General features: G+C 41.9%; 14 protein-coding genes and 1 pseudogene. 12 read left to right on the plus strand and 3 right to left on the minus strand.

The annotated features are described in order from the left end of the window. Positions 1-39 precede the first annotated feature (39 nt). Positions 40-2,265 (minus strand): sensor domain-containing phosphodiesterase, encoded by a 2,226-nt coding sequence (locus LVQ76_RS09850; protein WP_232905304.1) that lies wholly within the window; start codon positions 2,263-2,265, stop codon positions 40-42. Positions 2,266-3,133: 868 nt separating this feature from the next. Between LVQ76_RS09850 and LVQ76_RS09855 the strand changes: the two genes are divergently transcribed. The 12 genes from LVQ76_RS09855 to LVQ76_RS09910 all read left to right on the plus strand — a co-directional run bounded on the left by LVQ76_RS09855 (position 3,134) and on the right by LVQ76_RS09910 (position 17,176). Beyond that, positions 3,134-3,718 (plus strand): UPF0149 family protein, encoded by a 585-nt coding sequence (locus tag LVQ76_RS09855; RefSeq protein ID WP_255681141.1) that lies wholly within the window; start codon positions 3,134-3,136, stop codon positions 3,716-3,718. 319 nt (positions 3,719-4,037) lie between these two features. Further along, the gene (locus LVQ76_RS09860; RefSeq protein ID WP_232921531.1) at positions 4,038-5,453 is read left to right on the plus strand and encodes an undecaprenyl-phosphate glucose phosphotransferase; all 1,416 of its coding nucleotides are present in this window, start codon (positions 4,038-4,040) and stop codon (positions 5,451-5,453) included. Next, entirely contained in the window at positions 5,443-6,729 is a 1,287-nt protein-coding gene (locus tag LVQ76_RS09865; RefSeq protein ID WP_232864759.1) for an outer membrane beta-barrel protein, read from the plus strand. Before LVQ76_RS09860 ends, LVQ76_RS09865 begins: the two co-directional genes overlap by 11 nt. A gap of 1 nt (position 6,730) precedes the next feature. Next, complete coding sequence (locus LVQ76_RS09870) at positions 6,731-7,288, plus strand: polysaccharide biosynthesis/export family protein (RefSeq protein WP_064512018.1); 558 nt, start codon at positions 6,731-6,733, stop codon at positions 7,286-7,288. A 2-nt stretch (positions 7,289-7,290) separates the two neighbouring features. After that, positions 7,291-9,429 carry a GumC family protein gene (locus LVQ76_RS09875; RefSeq protein WP_232921532.1) on the plus strand — a complete coding sequence of 713 codons (2,139 nt, stop codon included), beginning with the start codon at positions 7,291-7,293 and terminating at the stop codon, positions 9,427-9,429. Then, complete coding sequence (locus LVQ76_RS09880; RefSeq protein WP_232921533.1) at positions 9,426-10,637, plus strand: lipopolysaccharide biosynthesis protein; 1,212 nt, start codon at positions 9,426-9,428, stop codon at positions 10,635-10,637. The genes LVQ76_RS09875 and LVQ76_RS09880 overlap by 4 nt, the downstream gene beginning before the upstream one ends. After that, a complete protein-coding gene (locus LVQ76_RS09885; RefSeq protein WP_232921534.1) occupies positions 10,634-12,007 on the plus strand; it encodes a capsular biosynthesis protein in 1,374 nt (457 codons plus the stop codon). The genes LVQ76_RS09880 and LVQ76_RS09885 overlap by 4 nt, the downstream gene beginning before the upstream one ends. Before the next feature lies 1 nt (position 12,008). After that, a complete protein-coding gene (locus LVQ76_RS09890) occupies positions 12,009-12,998 on the plus strand; it encodes a glycosyltransferase family 2 protein (RefSeq protein WP_232864763.1) in 990 nt (329 codons plus the stop codon). Between the two features lie 9 nt (positions 12,999-13,007). Next, positions 13,008-14,219, plus strand: coding sequence for a glycosyltransferase family 4 protein (locus LVQ76_RS09895; protein ID WP_232864966.1), 1,212 nt, complete (start codon positions 13,008-13,010; stop codon positions 14,217-14,219). A gap of 1 nt (position 14,220) precedes the next feature. Then, the gene (locus LVQ76_RS09900; RefSeq protein ID WP_232864764.1) at positions 14,221-15,333 is read left to right on the plus strand and encodes a glycosyltransferase family 4 protein; all 1,113 of its coding nucleotides are present in this window, start codon (positions 14,221-14,223) and stop codon (positions 15,331-15,333) included. A gap of 2 nt (positions 15,334-15,335) precedes the next feature. Further along, complete coding sequence (locus LVQ76_RS09905; RefSeq protein WP_232864765.1) at positions 15,336-15,743, plus strand: hypothetical protein; 408 nt, start codon at positions 15,336-15,338, stop codon at positions 15,741-15,743. A gap of 38 nt (positions 15,744-15,781) precedes the next feature. Then, entirely contained in the window at positions 15,782-17,176 is a 1,395-nt protein-coding gene (locus LVQ76_RS09910) for a DUF4832 domain-containing protein (protein WP_232921535.1), read from the plus strand. A 103-nt stretch (positions 17,177-17,279) separates the two neighbouring features. On the opposite strand, the pseudogene galE reads toward LVQ76_RS09910, so the two are convergent. Both galE and LVQ76_RS09920 read right to left on the minus strand, forming a co-directional pair. Continuing rightward, a pseudogene (gene galE / locus LVQ76_RS09915) lies at positions 17,280-18,297 on the minus strand (UDP-glucose 4-epimerase GalE). A 101-nt stretch (positions 18,298-18,398) separates the two neighbouring features. After that, on the minus strand, positions 18,399-19,325 hold the full coding sequence (locus LVQ76_RS09920) for a glucosamine inositolphosphorylceramide transferase family protein (RefSeq protein WP_232921536.1): 927 nt from the start codon (positions 19,323-19,325) through the stop codon (positions 18,399-18,401). Between the last annotated feature and the right edge of the window lie 252 nt (positions 19,326-19,577).

The raw sequence follows: 19,577 nt of genomic DNA on the forward strand, positions 1-19,577 counted from the left end.
GGTTTCTGAGTCAAATGCGATAATTAGCTTAATACAAAGCTACAGCTCTGCTTGCTCAACGGGGATAGGTTTTCCAATATGGTATCCCTGTAACCAATCGATACCCATCTCAGTTAGCATCTGCGCGATTTCTTCGTTTTCAACAAACTCTGCAACTATCTCCATATTTTTCAATTTCGCCATTTCGCAAAATGATTTAACGGCACAGTAGCTAAATGGATCATCAATAATATTTTTGATAAAAGAACCATCGATTTTTAAAATGTCTGCATTAAGAACACGCAATCTGTCATAACTTGAGGAGCCGGTGCCAAAGTCATCAATGGCAATTTTACTGCCCGCATTACGCAGACTTCTCAGGATGTCTGAGACATTGTCATTATCAAGAATTTCAGATTCAATAATTTCAAAAATAATACGGTAAGGAGCTATGCTGTACTTCTTGAATAATGTTGAGACATTATCCAGAAAGTCAGTTTGGTAAAGTGACTCTGGCGTCAGGTTGATTGAAAAATAACAATCAGGGTCTGAGACTTTCCTTGTCTGCATAAAGCGGAATGTTTGTTCAATTACCGTAATATCCAGTGCAGGCAGCAGGCCACCTTTGCGTGCCAGGGGAAGGAAGGTATCAGGAAAAATTAGTTTACCATCTGCTGTTTTGAGGCGAATAAGGATCTCATGGTAATGAATTTTACCCCGAACAGAGATAACAGGTTGTGCGGTGAGCACAGTAGATACAATTGGCTGTGCCATTAGCAACAACGATTGTCTGTCGATAGCTTGTTGCAGAACATCGCGTATCATCCCTGACTCAACAATGTTATCCCCAGGAACCGTCGGGCTCAGAGATAACGGTCTTCCATGCAACAAGGAAATATAACTGTTAATGTTTAACTGTTTTATTGCTTCTGATAAGTTGCGGATGATTCTTTTATCACTAGTATAAGCCACCCCACAATTTAGTCCGAGGATAGATGTTTTCCATTGAAAGCGGAAAACCCTTAGTGATCTGTAAAATACGGGGACGTCTGGGAGCGTGTTTAGCCTTAGAATTATACCATGACCAGGGCTGTAATAAACCTGGCCACAACATGGCAATAAGCCTGTTATATACGAACTTAACGCTTTAACAAATTCAAAGCGAAACTCCACACCATAAGTCTGTTCAAGCTCATTTAGCTCAGGGCAACGAATCAGGCATAATGCTTCAGCTGAGTGTTTATCTATATCCATACTCAGAGCCTGAAAATTTAGCAATCCAGTGTTTGGCTCGGAGCGGTACAGTCTGCTGACATGCTGGGAGTATTTTAGGTTGTGCGCAGATATCACTCCTGTTGCAACAATGGTCAGGGAGAAAATGAAAATTGTTGTGGATGATATGATTAAGCTGTGCAGATGGTTGGCATCTGTAAGGGTATTTGCTATTGAAATATATCCATCAATATAATTTCCCAGCAATGCCAGTATGATGACCCATACAGGAGCCACCAAAGCATGCCCAATACGAACTGTCCCCCATAACATTACCGGTAATAACCACAGTAAAGAATAATCAGTAAAGAGCAGCGTATTGAGATTTTTTGAAATCAGGCAGTACATAATTATCAGCAGTAAAAACCACCAGATTGCCTGATATAAAATGGATGGGCCTGATTTTACTGATGCTTTTACGTATCTTAAATATTGAAGTCCCCATGCAGGCTTATGGCAGACCCGAAGTAAAAGATAACAAAAGGGAATACCCGTAATACAAGAGTTCATCATCCATTGCAGATTAATCAGAGTCTGTACTGTAAAAATTTCAGTGGCTGATTCTGGATCAAAATAAGTCTGAAGTGAGTGATGAAAAGTTATACATAACAAAGAATTACAGCAAACAAGCCAACCAATGCGTCGGGGAGTTAACTGACTTCGCCCAAAACTGACCGTACCACGTTTTCCTGTGTGCCAGTAATACAGTAGCTGACTGATGAGTGCTGCCAGCAGCTGGGACGTTAGAGTCAGTTTCGCTGATAACGGATGACAAGAAATCGAATAAAGGAAAAATATCCCCAGGATGGGAAGTGCCTTCTTTCTGTATAACACCAGCAAAGCAGAAATCAGCGGTAGCGTAAGGTCATAAAACCGAATTGTCGCATCTGCAATCTGTTCCTGAGCGGTAAGGGACTCGGCCAGAAACTGAAAGAAGAAAAATGCCACTCCGATACACAAAGGGCCTATCATTCTTTTGATTAAAATATCATCTTTGGCTTCTGCCAATAACATGCTTTCTTCTCTGTTAAATAATTTTTTATAGATGGCTATAATTAATGTGTAATTTTACACATTAAATGTGCTCGAAATATCAGAAATTTTCTTTACTGCTACTTGAAGGAGTGATACGCCGTGAAAAAATGGTTCTGAATCGGATCGGTAAAACCGTCGTAACCATCCACCCAACCAGATGAAAGAGATATTTCTGTATCATGTAAATGATCGTTCAAAATGTTCAGTGAATCAATATAAATAGATTTTGTGATAAGTTTTTAAGGTCATCAACTCTAAAAAAAGCAGTTAAGAACTATCAAAATGTCACTTGTTAAGTTAATGTTATTTGATGGTTTCGATATGTTGGATTGATGAGTTACACCAGCACGTGTGCAACGAAGACTCAATAAGTGATAGGGATGTGCTAAAACTTTATCATTTTTCCTGGTTCAAATTCTTTCATATATTAACGTCAGTATTACCAGTGAATATTGCTAATAAATTAATCTTGAGTATTTGAATATTTTATACTCAAAGCTTGTTTAGTTTGGGCTATATAATTGTACTCGATTTTTGTTGCTGATACTTGTGCTATAGAGAAGGCTGCTCTATTCCGCGCTATGGCTATCTATCACCCGCACACTTATGTGTAGTTGGGTGACAACTCCCACCTTGAGCACCCTGGTAATAAAATCAATGATAAGCCTTTCCGGCAGATCACTTTTGGGTGATTTTTGTTCTTATGGTTATCGGAGTTTTATGAATGCATTTTGACAAATCTTTCATTCTTAGAGGAATATCACGGCATACTACAGGCTGAAATCAATCGTATGAGTCTTTGCATCAACATTGGCTTAAAAATCGCACAAACTCTGGAGAACTCAGTATGAATCAAGGGCCACTAAACGAAGAAGAATTGGAATGGCTGGATGATACCCTCACTCAGTATGGTAACGATGATTCCGTACTGGATGTGTCCGAGTTGGACGGGATGCTCACTGCTATTCTTTCTGCCCCTGGAACGGTTCAACTCACGCAGTGGCAAACTGCACTTTGGGGCGGTGAATCACAATTGCCTCATTGGGAGAGTGAAAAGGAGCAGCAACGCTTTAACGATCTCGCATGCCAGCATATGAACGATATTGCAGAGCGACTGTGTCATGCTCCGGATCAGTTCGAGCCGCTATTTGGTTTACGCGAAATTGATGGCAAGGAATACACCATTGTAGAAGAGTGGTGTTTTGGCTATATGCGTGGTGTTGAACTGAGTAACTGGGAGGTATTGCCAGAACAACTGGAAACCGCGTTGGAAACGATAGCTCTACATGGTGATGAAGCGCATATTGCAAAGCTTGAGCAAATGACTGAGCAAGAATATGAAGCCAGCCAGGCAGCAATTGGTCCTGCTGCGTTGCAACTGCATCATTACTGGCAAAAAATGCGTGAGGCTGGGTCGGAAGTTTTACATTAATTACTCGCCACAAAATCTTTCTTTTAATAACCAGGCAGCATTCGGCGTGCTGTCTGGCTGCTGCAAAATGCTTATAACTGCAACTGACCCCATCTATAAAAAATGGCTTAAATCGCTATATATACTTATGTGCTCCCCAATAAACACCATTAAAACAAATATCTATCTCGTATATAGATAGTACTTAAGTCAACTCGGGAAGCTAACATTTAATTTTACATTTTCTAACAACTCGCTCGCATTTTTTACATCTATGATATAATTAGGTCGGGAAAGGAAAATTTCAGAAACGATAATTCAATGAATAACGAGTCTACTTATGCCAAGAAATTCTTTGAAATTTGCCCATGGAGGGTATCCAGTATTTATTAAGCTTGCTGATTTTCTCTTTATAAACTTGATTTTAATATTGAGCGCATTGCTATTAGCACTCGAGTCAGCGAGTACTGTTTTGATGCTTAGCTTTCTTTTTTCTACCTCTTTCTTACTATTTGGTGAGTACACTGAACTTTATCTGCATAAACCAAAGAAATGGGGTATACGTGGTCAACTAAGATTGATCCTGTGCTCATTTTTAACTATTGTTTTTGTTGAGTTTGTCAGGTTTATAACTGGTGGCTTGCATTCTTTAGGCTATTTAAGAATTTTTGAAAATAGTTTTTTCCCGGTAACACTTTTTTGGTATGCCATTCCTCTTTTTTTACTCTATTTGATCCATTTAATTGTTCTAAAATACTCCGTTAAGAAAAGTATACATGTGGCGATTGTGGGCGTTACAGAGAATGGTCTGGCGGTCGAAGAGGCACTTCTTAAAGAATACTCGGATATGAAATTGGATTTGGCTTTTTATGATGAACGTGATGTATCAAGGTTCAGCGCACTTATAGGCCAAATCAAAAGCCCCTTTAAGGGGTCAGTAAGCGGTCTTGTTGATGAGGCCAAAGCGGGAAGGGTCGATGAGATCTATATCGCATTACCACTCGTAGCGTTGGAAAGAATACGTCACTTTTTGTCGATGATGTCAGATACCACGGTTAATACTTATATCGTTCCCGATTTTAACTCCTACAGTACCCATATGTCGCAGTTGCGCTCTATCGATGATTTGCAAACCATCAGCATCCTGAGTTCTCCGTTTGAAGGGTTTGGCTCTTTTATTAAGCGTACCGAAGATTTAGTTCTTGGTAGCATTATTATGCTATTGATTTCATTACTGTTATTACTGATTAGTATCGGCATAAAACTAACCTCACGCGGGCCGATATTTTTCAAGCAAGACAGGTACGGTTTGAGCGGACAAAAAATTAAAGTCTGGAAGTTCCGTACTATGCGCGTGATGGAAAATTCTGATACGGTGGTACAAGCAACAAAAGATGATCCACGAGTCACTCGGTTTGGTGCATTTTTACGTCGCACCTCGCTCGATGAACTGCCGCAGTTTTTTAATGTATTGCAGGGCAGTATGTCAATTGTTGGCCCCAGACCGCATGCAGTCACACATAATGAGCAATATCGCAAGCAAGTCGAAAACTACATGATTCGCCATAAAGTTAAGCCTGGGATCACAGGATTAGCACAAATTAACGGTTATCGCGGCGAAATTGATGCACTTTATAAAATGGAAAAGCGTGTTGAGTACGATATCGAATACATCCAGAACTGGTCGCTATGGCTAGATATTAAAATTATTATAAAAACTATTTTCAAAGGATTTGTCGGTAAAAATGCATATTAAATATTTTATTATTGCCGCAATGGTTTTATCGCCGCCGGCCATGGCAGACCTAACACCGAAATCACATATCGGCATTGCGGGTATAGATTTTCAGAGCAACGTTGGTGTGAATTATGGTTATGAAGATAATGTGACTTATCAGCCACATAAAAGTGATGCTATTGGTTCAAACTTTATCAGTGCTACACCTGAGTTAAGTTTAACTGGCCAACGGTATCAGGATAAATATTTATTAATGTACTCAGGTGATTATCGCAATTATAACAATGATTCAACTGATAATTACAACGACCATTTCTTTCGTTTCAATGGCGCGTGGCGCTATGGGTTAATGCATGGCCTCATGTTAAATATTGAAGATGCTCTTGGACATGAAGACCGTGGTCGTGGCATAACGGAAGGTTTTATACCCAAGCAATTTCAAGAATTTGGCGTTAATTCTCCATTAAGCACTAACTTATTAAACAGTGAACTACGTTATAGTTACGGTGCTCCTGAAGGGCGTGGCAAAGCAGAAGTTGCGTTGATTTATAAAAAACTTCGTTTCGGTAATACGCAGGATGTGCAGAATACTGATAATGATTTTTACAACTATATTCAGCAGCAGGAATGGCATCAAAACAGCCTCGTTGCTGAAATTTTCGACCAGTACACACCGCAAACGCGTTTCCGTTATAGCTTTATTACCAACCAGATCCATTATGATCATGCTTCTGAAAAAGACAGTGACGAATATTATTTGCTTTATGGAATAAAATCACAGGTTACCGGTAAAACTAACATCGATATGAACCTGGCATGGTTGTATAAAACATTTGAGAACAATCCCAACTCGCAGGATTTTAATGGGCTAAACTGGGATATTAAGGGTGAGTGGAAACCGCTTAAACAATCTATTTTTACAGCACATACCTCACAACGCATTAAAGACCCTTCAGAAGTGGGGGGATATATTTTGGTTTCACAGTACGGCATTTCGTATCAACACTTTTGGTTCGATGACCGTTTCTCCACTTTGTTAGATTACTCATACACCACGGAAGACTATAAGAAGCAAGATAAGGACAGAAATGACAAAGATGGTGTGTTCACCTTCACCATGAGCTATGACTTTAGGCCCTCTATTAATTTTGAGTTGAAATATCAGATAGATACATTGCACTCCAATAAAGAGACCGATTCGTTTTATATCGGACCTGACGACGACAGAGAAGTCTTGAGAACGTTAGGTTATGACAATTCGCTGATTATGTTTACAGCTAAGGTGCAGATTTAAAATGAAAATAATGAAACTGTGGGTATTTTTATTTTTCAGTGTGCTTCTGGCAGGATGTTCTGCATCTAAGCCGCCACTAATGGATAATCCTGATTCTGAATCAAAAGGCTATCTGCTTGATGCAGGTGATGCCGTTAGTATTAATGTGTACGGCGAACCTGATCTAACAATGAAATTTATACTCGATAAAAGCGGAACTATTACTTTCCCTTATATTGGGCAACTCACCCTAAAAGGCAAAACTCCAGAACAGGTAAGTGCAGAGTTAACTAATCGTCTGCGAGGAGATTACCTGCAAAATCCAATGGTGACGGTGAATATTGCTGAGTTCCGTAAATACTATGTTTCAGGGGAGGTAAAAAATCCGAATGGATTTTCCTATGAACCTGGACTCACAGTTGAAAAATCGATTGCGCAGGCCGGTGGCTTTACAGATAGAGCCGATCGCAAAGATATCAATATTCGCTTAGCAGGCACAAACCAATTGCTTGAGAACGTGGACGTAAGACATTCCGTTCACCCTGGTGATATCGTGATTATTGGCATGGGCTTCTTCTGACTATGAAACTATCAATAGTTGAAAATGGCAAGAAACGAGAAAGCTCTATCGATTTCTCCCGGTTTGCTAAGGAAATTAAAAGAAACAGTTGGAAAATCCTCCTCGGCGGTGTGATTGCAGGGGCGATTGCCTGGCCACTTATCAACATGATGACATCGAAATATGTCTCAACGGCAACAGTGCTGGTCAAGGCACAGCCTGATAATGTCTCACCGTTCCCGCAAGTCGATGGCTATGACTCGACACGTAACGGCTACTACGAAACACAGTACGCGTTGATGCAGTCACGTATTGTGCTTACACAGGCCGTTCGAAATCTGAAACTGGATGAAAATCCAGATTTCAATGGTGTTAAATCAGACAGCAAAGATGCTAACACCCCGGAAAATCAGCAGCAACGTATTGATAATGCTCTTAAAACCATGCTGAAGAATCTTTCTATTACCAGTATTCGCACGACGCATCTGGCATCTATTTCCTATGAGTCACCTTCCCCAGAAATGGCAGCAGAGGTGGCTAACGGTGTTGCGCAGGCGTTTATTAACTACACGGCTGAGCAAAAGCGTATCAATACGCAGAAAGCTCGAGAAAGCAATCTGCAGAAAATGGACGAGTTGCAGAAACAAATTGCCGTACAAAAGCAGGCAATTGATGAGTACCTTAATAAAGAAGGGTTGTTGACCTTCCGTGGTGTAGATGGTTTTGAAACAGAGCAGTTAGGTATTGTGACTAACCGTCTGGCTGATGCGACCCAGCGCCGGGTTGCTGCTGAATCGCTGTATAACGAAGTTCGTAAAGGGGCAGGGAAATCCCTCGAAGATGTCATTTCTCTTCCGGTAATTTCGGATCACGCACAAATTCAGGACTTACGTATTGCCTTGATCCAGGCGAAACGTTCGCTTTATGAATTACGTAAGTCCTATGGGCCTAAGCATGCCAAAATCCAGGAAGCTCAGGCTCAGGTTCAGGCGATCCAGGATCAAACCTATAGTGTGCTGGGTGAGCTTGAAACGGGATTGCGTCAGCAATATCAAGCAGCGCTGGCAGATGAAAATAGCTACCAGAAACAGTTAGATCAGCAAAAAGAGATATTCCAGAAACTGGCCACCAAGCGCGATGGTTATAACAGTTTGAAACTGGCGCTGGATAAAACAGAAGAGTCATATAAAACGCTGTACCAACGCACTCAAGAGCAGTCACTTTCGAGTAATTATACTGAGGCGGACGCTGTATTGTATGACCCGGCAGTACCGGCTGAACGCCCATCGAAGCCTAATAAATCGCTGCTGTTTATTATGGTGGTCTTGTTAGCGCTGGCATTTTGCATCATGTACTTCATTGTGAAAGCCGCCATGGACAGCACGATTAACAACTTGAGCCAGGTGAAGAAGCGTTTGAACCTCGAACCACTCGGTGAGATTCGCCGCTATAAGGGGCTCGGGAATCGTGCGCAAATCCGCGATATTATCTCCAATAATCCGCTCAACGCCGACATCATTCACAGTATCCGCACCCATATTATGCTGGATAATCGGCAGCTTCAGACGATTGCTGTGACATCAGCGGACCATGGTGATGGGCGTACACTGCTGGCAAATCTGTTGGCTAACTCATTTAGCTTCGATCAAAAAACTCTGCTTATCGACCTGGATTTTTACAATAAAGAGGGTTTGTCGAGCGAGCTTGCTAAGCCTTCCGCGCAAGGTGTTGCCGAGTTGCTTCGTGGTGAAGTCACCTCCGAAAATTTGATTGTTAAAGTGAATGAAAATCTTGATTTCCTGGCGCGTGGTAATGCGACGGTTTCATCATTGCTAATGCTGTCATCAGAAAATCTTGAGCACTTAATGCGTGAGCTCCGCAGCAAATATCAGCGCATTATTATCGATGCCTCAGCGGTGAATCAGAGCCAGGATAGCCAGTTAATTAGTCGGGTTACAGATGGCCTGATATTCGTACTAAAAGCAGGTTCGGCCCCGGCCGAGCACATTATCCAGGCCCTGGATAAACTCGAGACCAATCAGTCTGTTGTTATCGGCGTAGTCATCAATCAAGTTTTTGATAAAAATCTGGAAACCAAAGAGGGATTACGTTCACTCAACCTGCAAACTAACGAACTGATGAATGGCACAGGCCGGGTATGAGTTTACTGAAGAGCGCGTCTACAATTGCTGGTTCATCAGTCATTTCGCAATTGATTGGTGCGCTCTCTATTTGGTTGATTTCTCACAAATATGATCTGGCCGAGGTAGGGCTTTACGCACTTAATTACAGTATTGCGCTGATTGGTGCCCAGGTATGCACATTTGCTTCGCAACTTTTGATTCCGAAGCAACAAGATGATGAACTGGCCCAAAACGTCGTATTTTGTTTACTGCAAAGTCTGATTACTGCTCTGCCGTATGCTTTGCTAACTGCGTGGTTATTTGACCAGAATATCTTCTTCCTTTATTTGCTCACGCTTTCTAATACGTGGGTGTTGATATCGGAGAACTTATCGTTACGTACGGCTAATTTCGGCTTTTTAGTCTTTCAGAGAATATCTGTTTCCGTGGTGGTGGTGCTTTCTGTCATGCTCACCACACATGTCCAGGCGTTCTATTGGGCATGGGCAGGTTTGATGATGCTGCTGACGATTGGCTGCATTCTTTGCGCGTTTGATATGCGCTCGTTGACATTGCAGCATTTAAGTCCGAGAAATAATCTGGCGTTCTTTAATAAACACGTTCATCACATTACTAAAGTAGGTAGTGCTGAAGTACTGGCAATGGCAAACGGCAACTTACCTATTATGCTAATTAACTTTTGGTTCTCAGCATTGACTGCAGGCTATTTTTCTATTGTCAGCCGCTTCTGTCTTGCTCCGGTGGTGATCGTTGGAAATGCCGTTCGCAACGCTATTTTTTCAAAATGGTCTATCGATTTTAGACATAACACCTTCAATTATGACGAGTACAAAAAAGTACGCTTGCTGTTGCTGGTACTGGGGGTGATTTGTACCTTGGGTGTATTTATCTTCTATCCAATAGTTATGCACCTTGGTTTTAGTGAAGATTGGATTAACTCAATTCCTACCTCGCGATATATGTTGCCTTATTTGTTCCCGGCTTTGGCTATCTGCCCACTGACAGTGATTGAGCTTATTTTTGGCTCTCACCGTTACTTTTTGCGCATTCAGTTTGAACAATTGGCTATCGTGTTGATTTCGTTTGTTGTTGTACCCTATTTTTATAATGACTATGCCACATCAATCATTCTGTTCTCAGTACTAACATTCATCCGCTATGCGTTTATTTATCTGAAGGTCAATAAACGCGCCAACCTTTTAAAAGATAGACCGGTTGTATTATGAATATTAATACAGGGCACTATTTACAGACCTACTCTTTAATTACCCTGGTGTTTTGTGGGGTGGTTCAATATTTCACCGGTGTATTGTCGGTGCTGTGGATCCCCTTTTTTCTGACATTGCTGATGTTTAGCCTATTGGTCATGCAAACTCGCTACGAAGCACTACAGCTGGATAAGCAAGAAATAATCGTGCTCACGCTTTATCTCATCTTCCTGGTCATGGCGGGCGTCTCGACAATTTTACAGGAAGGGATAACGGATGCGATTGTCGGATTTAAAAATGAAATTGCACTATCTCTAATTATGCTCTGTCTGTTACTGGGATTCTGCCGTGAATCGCAGGTCTACCGTGTAACCAAAACTTTATACTGGGTATTTTACGCACAATTCCCGTTGGTCCTTTACCAATTGTTGTTTGTGGTTCCCCAGCGTGTGGCCGCGTATGGTGAGGAAGATAAATGGGATTCAGTGGTTGGAACCTTCGGCGGTGACCCGATGGGCGGCGGTAATACTGCGGCAATGGGGCTGTTTTGCCTGCTGATTATGCTGTTGAAAATCTCTGAATTTAAGCATGGGCTAACGACATTTAAATCAATGGCACTGCATATCATATTGGGTTTTGGCTTATGTATTGTTGGCGAGGTAAAGTTTGTTATCTTGTTATCGCCAATACTCATGTGCTGGGTTTGGCTAATGCCAAGCTACGTTAAAGGGATGAGTAAAGTAAATCTTAAAGCATTGCTGCTTATTTTTGCAGGCATGGCTCTATTGATTGTATTTGCGATAATTATCCTGGCTTCTGGTTATTCATCTGCATTTGGTAGTGACCCAACCGAGAGTTCATTAAGTGTCTTCCTGTCTTCGTTAGACTACATTTTTGATCCCAATTATATTCTGCCATCAGGGGAGGTTGGTCGCTTTACCACACTGACTTTCTGGCTTAAAAATAACGATCTTTGGGGGCTTTCTGGCACGTTATTTGGCTATGGTCTGAATGCGACAAACAGCGGCAGTATAGTCTCGCAGGGATTTTTAAACCTTACCTATAATTTGATTCTGGATTCGACCTCTTTGAGCATGTTGCTTTGGGAAGTTGGTGCAGTAGGAACACTTCTATTCATTGGCCTAATTATTTATACGCTAAAAATCGTGCAGCCTAAGCCCTTATTGGAACGCGATAATTTAGACCAGCAAGACCTCCAGTTACTGAGTTTTTCACCTGCTTTTAGTGTTTTTGCGATTAGCTGTTTATTGAGCCTACCCTATAGCCAAATACTCACAATCACCCCAATGCTGCAATTTATTTTTTATTTATCGCTGGGTTCGAGTCTGGTGATTCGTCGATCCGTTTATCGTTATGCGGAGCAATAGTATGGCTAATAAACCGTTTATTACAGTGAGTATTAAAACCTTTAACGAAGCTGAATGCATCGAGAAAACCATCGATAGTATCCAACAGCAGATTGCTGAATATCCGCATAAAATCATCGTAGCTGATAGCTTATCGACCGATAACACTCAACAATTAGCAAGCGCTAAAGGTGTGACCGTGGTGTCTTTAACGCAGCCTGCGGATCGTTGCTGCGGGGTTGGGCATCAACTAGGTTATCTGTATAGCGAGGGTGAATATCTGCTGTTAATGGATGGCGATATGGAACTGGAAAAAGGGTTTATTGATAGTGCAGTTACATTTCTTGAGGCACATCCAGATTATGCGGGCGTTGCGGGTACCGTTGAAATGGATGATGCGGCAAATTATGAGTTTAAGTCACGCAAGCAACGACTACATGAAATATATCCGATAGGTGATTGCGATCATTTAGGGGGCGGAGGATTATATCGTCGCGTGGCAATTGAAAAAATTGGTTATCTTACCAACCGTAATCTGCATGCCTTTGAAGAGGCAGAGCTCGGGATGCGTTTATTACATGCCGGTTATAAACTACATCGCCTTAATGTTCCTTATTTCAGCCACACCTCTCATAACATGTCGACATTTAAATTATTAATGTACCGTTGGCGCAGTGGCTATAACCAGGCAACAGGTGAGTTATTACGCAGTGCATGGGGAAGACCCTATCTGAGTCATGTTTTCAGAATGGTCAAAAACGAGATTATTTTTTCCATTTATATGTTTTTGCTGTTGGTTTCGATATTGACATTCAATGTTGAAATTGTAGGTGTAGCTCTACTGCCATTACTTGCATTTATTATCCTGAAAGCGATCAAAAATCGCTCATTAACTAACGGGTTGTATAGTGTAATAAATTTAGCCGTACTCTCTGCTGGGTTAGTCAAAGGGCTGACTCACTCAGTACGAGATCCTATGGTTCCACCCGACAGCAAAGTTATTCATGAATAGGCGGCCATGATGAAAATATTACTAGTAAATAAATTTTTCTACATCAAAGGTGGCGCGGAAACAGTTTATTTTCAAGAGCGCGATATGCTGAAGCGGGCCGGTATCGAAGTTATTGATTTTTCAATGCACCATGAGAAAAACTTCCCGTCAGATTATGCAGAATATTTTGTCAGTAATGTTGACTATCATAAAAGCGGTAACTTGTTGGGCGGGGTTAAAACAGCTGTAAATTTTATTCATAACGCTGAAGCATGCAAGAAAATGAAAGCGTTACTGGAGAAAGAACGCCCGGATATTGTTCATTTTCATAATATCTATCATCAGCTAACACCTGCAATTATAAAAGTTGCCCGTGATTTTGGTTGTAAAACGGTGTTAACTGCTCACGACTACAAAATTGCTTGTCCTTCATATGCGATGTTGCGCGATGGCAAAGTGTGTGATGCTTGTATCAACGGTGCCGTCTATAACGCATTCAAATATCGTTGCTATGAAGGCTCGGCATTTAAGAGTTTATTACTTTCTTTAGAAGCAACCTGGCAATATATTGCAAAAAACTATCAGGCCATTGACGTTATTATCTCTCCTAGTGAATTTTTGCGGGGGGTGATAAAGCACACATTACCCAATTCGCGCATTGACGTTATTGTTAATGGCATTGATGACAGCCAACCATTTGATAATATTGAAGATAGAGGCTATTTGCTTTTTGTTGGTCGTATCAGCCCTGAAAAAGGGATTGAAACCTTAGCGCAAGCGCATCAGATGATGCGTAATAAAATACCACTAAAAATTGTCGGCCATGGTCCTATCTACAATGAATTGATTGAGAAGTATCCCGATGCTGAGTTTCTTGGTTTTGTACATCAGGGTGAAGAATTAGACAATCTGATAAAGCACGCGCGTGCGATTATTGTGCCTTCGGAATGTAATGAAAATTGCTCAATGTCAGTACTTGAAGCCATGTCTTTTGCGCGGCCAATTGTTGGGTCACGCATTGGCGGAATACCTGAACAAATCCGGGATGGTGTTGATGGGGCCTTATTCGAACCAGGAAATTCGCAACAGCTTGCCGATATACTTGATGACTTGGCCATTAATCCAGAAAAAGCCCAACGCATGGGGCTAAATGCCCATGATCGCCTTTGCGGTAAATATGCAATGCGCGATCATATTCAGGCATTACTAAATCTGTATCAAGAACTGTTAAGTAAGCCATAACATGACCAGGAAAATTACGGTTCTGGGCACTCGTGGAATTCCTGATGTACTAGGTGGGGTAGAGACGCATTGCCAAAATCTCTATCCCGCGATCAAACAACAATTTGATGTCGATATCTGTGTTATCGCTCGTGCTCCTTATGTCGATTACCGTCATTCTCGGTACAAAAATATCGAAACTCGCGCACTCTGGGCACCGAAAAAACGCTCTTTAGAAGCCATTGCCCATTCAGTTTTAGCAGCATTTAGCACCGTGTTTGATAAATCATCAATTGTTCATGTTCATGCCATTGGCCCAGGGCTTGTCGTGCCGTTACTGCGTTTGCTGGGCAAGAAAGTGGTATTTACTCATCATGGCCCTGATTATGAGCGCCAGAAGTGGGGATACATTGCAAAACAGACTTTACTGATTGGCGAAAAGCTTGCCGTTAATTATGCCAATGAAGTCATTGTTATTTCCGAGGTTATTAATCAGCTGATCCAAAAAAAACACAGGCGTATGGATGCACATTTAATCTACAACGGCGTTAATATTCCGGAACCGCTGGCAGTAGAAACCATCAGTAAAACACTGGATCGCTACGCATTAAAACCTAAGAACTATCTTGTAGCGGTAGGGCGTTTTGTGGAAGAAAAAGGGTTACATGATTTAATTGTTGCCTACCAAAAATCTGGTGTCTCAGAGACATTAGTATTGGTTGGTGATGCGGACCATCCTTCTGACTACAGTATGCAGCTGAAGCAATTAGCGATAAAAACACCGAATGTTATTTTGACCGGTTTCTTAAAAGGTGATGCACTGAAGGCGGTATTTTCCCAGGCTAAGCTGTTTATAATGCCTTCGTATCACGAAGGATTGCCGATAGCTTTGCTTGAAGCAATGTCGTATTCACTGCCTGCTGTGGTCAGTGATATTCCGGCGAATTTGGAAGTAGGGTTGCCAGCTGAAGCCTATTTTAAAGTTGGCAATGTAGCTGAGTTAGCCGAAAAAATTAAGACAAGAGTTGTACTCAACAGTACCGATTACAGTGACTTCCTGCGAAATTATAACTGGCTTGAAATTGCCAGAAAAACAGTCAATGTGTACCACTCAATAAACAAATCAATAGGTTAAAATTGAGCAATTCAACCAGACGCCCACTCATACTTGATCATTTTTATGAAGTGCTTGATGAGCAAACCCAGGCACAACTGACTGCTGAACAAAAGCAGGACATAGAAGATGCGATAGTTTCAGTCACGTTGTCGTCACGTCACCGCATCGATATCCGCAAGAGCTTCCCATTTTTTGGCACGCGCTATTATCTGGTCTTTTTGCTAGGGCGAGATTTCCGCAAGCGACTACGTAAAGAATCAACACTGGTGCGCATCGTCGTGACGATTTTGATCCTTTCTGGCTTGCTGTTCGCAACGCTCTGCGTGTTACTTACGCTATATATGATCAAGTCTGCAGTAGGCATTGATCTCATTCATGATTTCCATGTTGGGATTTGGGACTGGTGGCTCAGTCTGAGGAACAAGTAGCTTTTGGGTCAATAACCCACCACGGATAACGGAGTCTCATGAATATTAAAACTTTTATAGCGTTGATGTGCATGGTCGTACCGGGAACCGTACTGGCTGAGTCGATGACAGTCGTTACACCGATGGCGCTATCTGGTCCGCTCACCAACCCCGGCATGGGCATTGCCAGTTTTCACCAGGGTTATGGAGAGCAGCACACTGAGGCAGACTACCCGAATCCTGGCATTGAATACGAGCGCTTCTACTGGAGCGAGCTTGAACCGGTTGAAGGGCAATTTAACTACGCGCTGGTTGACGACGCTTTTAAATTCGCGGCGATGCACACGCCTGCGATGAACGTTGGGCTGCGCTTTATGGCGCTCGATGGCCCGGAAAGCGATTCAAAAATCCCTGACTGGTTAATTAAAAAAGTTAAGGGCGTCTGGACTTCAGACGGAAAAACCTTCGCTCCCAATCTGGATGACCCCGTATTTCTCCAATATAGCCAGCGTTTGCTCAATGCTTTCGGCAAGCGCTACGACGGAAATGAAAACCTGGCATACCTTGATATTGGCATGGTGGGGTCGTGGGGAGAGTGGCACAACAGCAATTTCCCCTCACTGAAACCGCTCGATAAACGCTACACACCAGCGCAATTAGAACAGTACGTCAGAATGCATTTTGCCGCGTTTCCAAAAACACCGAAAATTATGTTGATTGCCGGTGGCGACAATCTGGTCAGCGCCGTGAAGCAGGGCGCAGGCTGGCGGGCTGACTGTCTGGGCGACTGGCGTAACTTTTCGTCGACCTGGAATCTGATGGAAGATGATTATCCGCAGCGCTTAGAGGCGGCTCAAGCTGCGTATTCCGGTTTTAATGATGCCTGGAAACGAGCGCCTGTGAGTTTTGAAATCTGCGGGTACATGCCGGAATGGAAAACCGAGCAACATTACACTCTTGCCGAAGTACAACGGACATTTGACTGGGCCATCGCACAACACGCCAGTACGATTAATTTGAAGTCACGGGCGGTGCCAAAAGAGTATCGCAGCATTGTCGACCGGGCGCTGACCAAACTGGGTTATCGCTTTCGTTTAGTATCATTGAGCCATAATTCTGCTGTCGCAAAAGGCGGTATCCTGACGCTAAATAGCCAGTGGACTAATGACGGGATCGCACCCATTTACTTGAAATATGACGTGACATGGCGTGTGGTCAACGAGTCGAACAAAGTCATTGCTCAGGGGAAAACCAGTGATGATATTCGCACCTGGTTACCTGGAAAGCGACCAACCATTTATCAACTGCCAATACCTTCGACGGTGGCTAACGGGCAGTATTATATCGAAGTGGCAATGCTGGATGGGACGGGGAAATCGAGAATTAATCTGGCTAACGAAGGGAAGCGAGGTGATAGCTGGTATCGGATTTCTAAGTTAAATGTCAGTAATTAATTGGCTCTGAGTCTGGAAAGACAGACTCAGAGTGTAAATACCCGTCATACTTCGAGCTGCATATGCGTTGGTAATACTTGGCCCATTCATGGGTCCCGCCATACTAAGAACTGTAACCATTCGGATTATTTTTCTGCCAGTTCCAGGTGTCACGCATCATCTCATCAATCGTTCGCGTGGCCTGCCATCCCAATGATTGTTTTGCTAAAGATGAATCTGACCAGCATTCCGCAATATCACCGGCCCTGCGTTCCACAAACTTATAGTTAATCTTTGTCTGAGATGCTTTTTCAAATGCCTCAATAAGGTCAATGACGGAATAACCCACACCAGTACCCAGATTAATCGCTTTAAAAGATGAATCCTTGTTTTGATGATCCAATGCCGCCAGATGACCACTTGCTAAGTCCAGCACATGGATATAATCGCGAACGCCTGTGCCGTCAGGTGTAGGGTAATCATTGCCATATACCGACAGATATTCGAGTTTGCCGATTGCCACTTGCGAAATATAGGGAACCAGATTATTTGGAATACCGTTAGGATCTTCGCCAATTCGCCCCGATTGATGAGCACCAACCGGATTGAAATAGCGCAAACAGGTAATGCGAAACTCCGGTTGTGCGAGGGAGAAATCACGCAGAATCTGCTCAACCATCAGTTTGGATGTGCCGTAAGGGTTTGTGGTTCCACCGGTCCGGCAATCTTCACTCAAAGGAACTTTTTCGGGATTCCCATAGACGGTGGCAGATGAACTGAAAATGAGGCTATTAACACCGGCATTTAGCATCTCACTAAGTAACACTATTGTCCCAGAAACATTATTCTCATAATATTCCAGTGGTTTTTTAATTGACTCGCCAACAGATTTTAAACCAGCAAAATGAATCACATCAGTAATCGCATGTTTTAAAAAAATAGCTCTCAAAACATTCTTATCTAAAATATTAGCAACATAGAGAGTTGTTTTTTTTTCCTGTTAACTCTGCAACCCGGTCTAAAGATTCTTGAGATGAGTTAGAGAGATTATCGATAACGATGACGTCATCACCCCTTTCAAGTAAAGCCAATACAGTATGTGAGCCTATATATCCAGCACCACCGGTTACAAGAATTGCCATAATATCTCCAGATAAATATTACAAAACTAGTGTGGTATTAGGTGCTTAATTTACTGTCAACTATTGAAAGCGTAGCACCGGTCGACGGGTTGTTCTTATGTTTATTCAGGCAAACGATTTTTACGGTATTTAACCCAAGCCTTAAATAGAACCTTTTTTAAAGGAGATAAAAGGCTGAATACCCAATTTTTGGTGTCATAAACAAGATGGTTATTCGAAAAGTTTAACGTGTGAATACCTGCGCTTTGGTTGATTTCAGGTGTAACGTGCGCCACCAATTTTTCTTCAAAAATCAGTGGGTTGAGGTTTGTTAATTCTTTGATGAAAATGGATTTTCCGTAAGAGTCAGCCGTACATTCTTGAGTGAGGATATATTTCTTATCATTGATAAAATAAGAAGCACCGGCCCCACGGTGATGGTGGTTGCACAGTGTTAAAGATGGGTTTATTTTTTTCCACTCACCGAGGATTTGATCTGCTGTATGAATAACCATCTCATTTTTCAGCGTAGTAGAAATGAGGTAACAGGTATTATCTAGAGTGAAGAATATATTATCGGTAAATTCAGCGTCAGAAATTAGCACCTTTACCTTTTCCCAGTGAGTGGGAAACTCAGTGGATTGGAAGAGTATCACTTCTTTTCGCTCTGAAGACTCAGGAATCATAAACAGATTATCGTTAAGATAAAAAAGATATGGGAAGGATAAATGGCACTTTAACTCATCAAACCCTTCTAGTTTGATATCCTGAATCTCATTAAGATTATCGTCAAGAACCCGACATCTGAGAATGCCTTTAGAATTTAGAAAGCTAAGTGCTTCATAGAAAAGGTAGAGTTTATTATCTTTTTCTATAATAAAAGGATCTGCCTGGAAGGTATATTTTTTCTTAAGTAATTTTGCTTGTGAATTATTTAGAATATCCAGGGTGTTTTCAGGGAAAGAATGAGAGTTATTTTTGATGATCATAATATCCCATGATTCATGGAAAAATAGCTTTCTAATTAATTTGTTGTTTTTGCTTAACATTTTATCATATTGTCCATATTAGTTATTGCAAATAACAGGAAAAACATGACGCTTATTATTATAAATATTGCTTAACAATCTATGTGTGGAACAGCTCATTGCACCCAGCAAGTAGCCATAGAAAAACTGCCATAAGAAGGTGCTGATTTGGAGTATAGACGCTTAACTGATATCCGCCACAGTGTAAGGTTTTCAGCAGAAAAGTGATTGTCAGGGATTACAGAAGGGAAAGGGAGAGTTTTAGTTAAGGAG

The organism is Buttiauxella cochleicola (genome assembly GCF_021283185.1).
Classification (GTDB): domain Bacteria; phylum Pseudomonadota; class Gammaproteobacteria; order Enterobacterales; family Enterobacteriaceae; genus Buttiauxella; species Buttiauxella massiliensis.

Bases quoted from the DNA above. Each gene is read 5' to 3' on its own strand.
- LVQ76_RS09895 (WP_232864966.1), top strand. From the start codon at position 13,008: ATGAAAATATTACTAGTAAATAAATTTTTCTACATCAAAGGTGGCGCG.
- LVQ76_RS09900 (WP_232864764.1), top strand. From the start codon at position 14,221: ATGACCAGGAAAATTACGGTTCTGGGCACTCGTGGAATTCCTGATGTA.
- LVQ76_RS09850 (WP_232905304.1), bottom strand. From the start codon at position 2,265: ATGTTATTGGCAGAAGCCAAAGATGATATTTTAATCAAAAGAATGATA.
- LVQ76_RS09870 (WP_064512018.1), top strand. From the start codon at position 6,731: ATGAAAATAATGAAACTGTGGGTATTTTTATTTTTCAGTGTGCTTCTG.
- LVQ76_RS09875 (WP_232921532.1), top strand. From the start codon at position 7,291: ATGAAACTATCAATAGTTGAAAATGGCAAGAAACGAGAAAGCTCTATC.
- LVQ76_RS09910 (WP_232921535.1), top strand. From the start codon at position 15,782: ATGAATATTAAAACTTTTATAGCGTTGATGTGCATGGTCGTACCGGGA.
- LVQ76_RS09880 (WP_232921533.1), top strand. From the start codon at position 9,426: ATGAGTTTACTGAAGAGCGCGTCTACAATTGCTGGTTCATCAGTCATT.
- LVQ76_RS09865 (WP_232864759.1), top strand. From the start codon at position 5,443: ATGCATATTAAATATTTTATTATTGCCGCAATGGTTTTATCGCCGCCG.
- LVQ76_RS09855 (WP_255681141.1), top strand. From the start codon at position 3,134: ATGAATCAAGGGCCACTAAACGAAGAAGAATTGGAATGGCTGGATGAT.
- LVQ76_RS09860 (WP_232921531.1), top strand. From the start codon at position 4,038: ATGCCAAGAAATTCTTTGAAATTTGCCCATGGAGGGTATCCAGTATTT.
- LVQ76_RS09885 (WP_232921534.1), top strand. From the start codon at position 10,634: ATGAATATTAATACAGGGCACTATTTACAGACCTACTCTTTAATTACC.
- LVQ76_RS09890 (WP_232864763.1), top strand. From the start codon at position 12,009: ATGGCTAATAAACCGTTTATTACAGTGAGTATTAAAACCTTTAACGAA.
- LVQ76_RS09920 (WP_232921536.1), bottom strand. From the start codon at position 19,325: ATGTTAAGCAAAAACAACAAATTAATTAGAAAGCTATTTTTCCATGAA.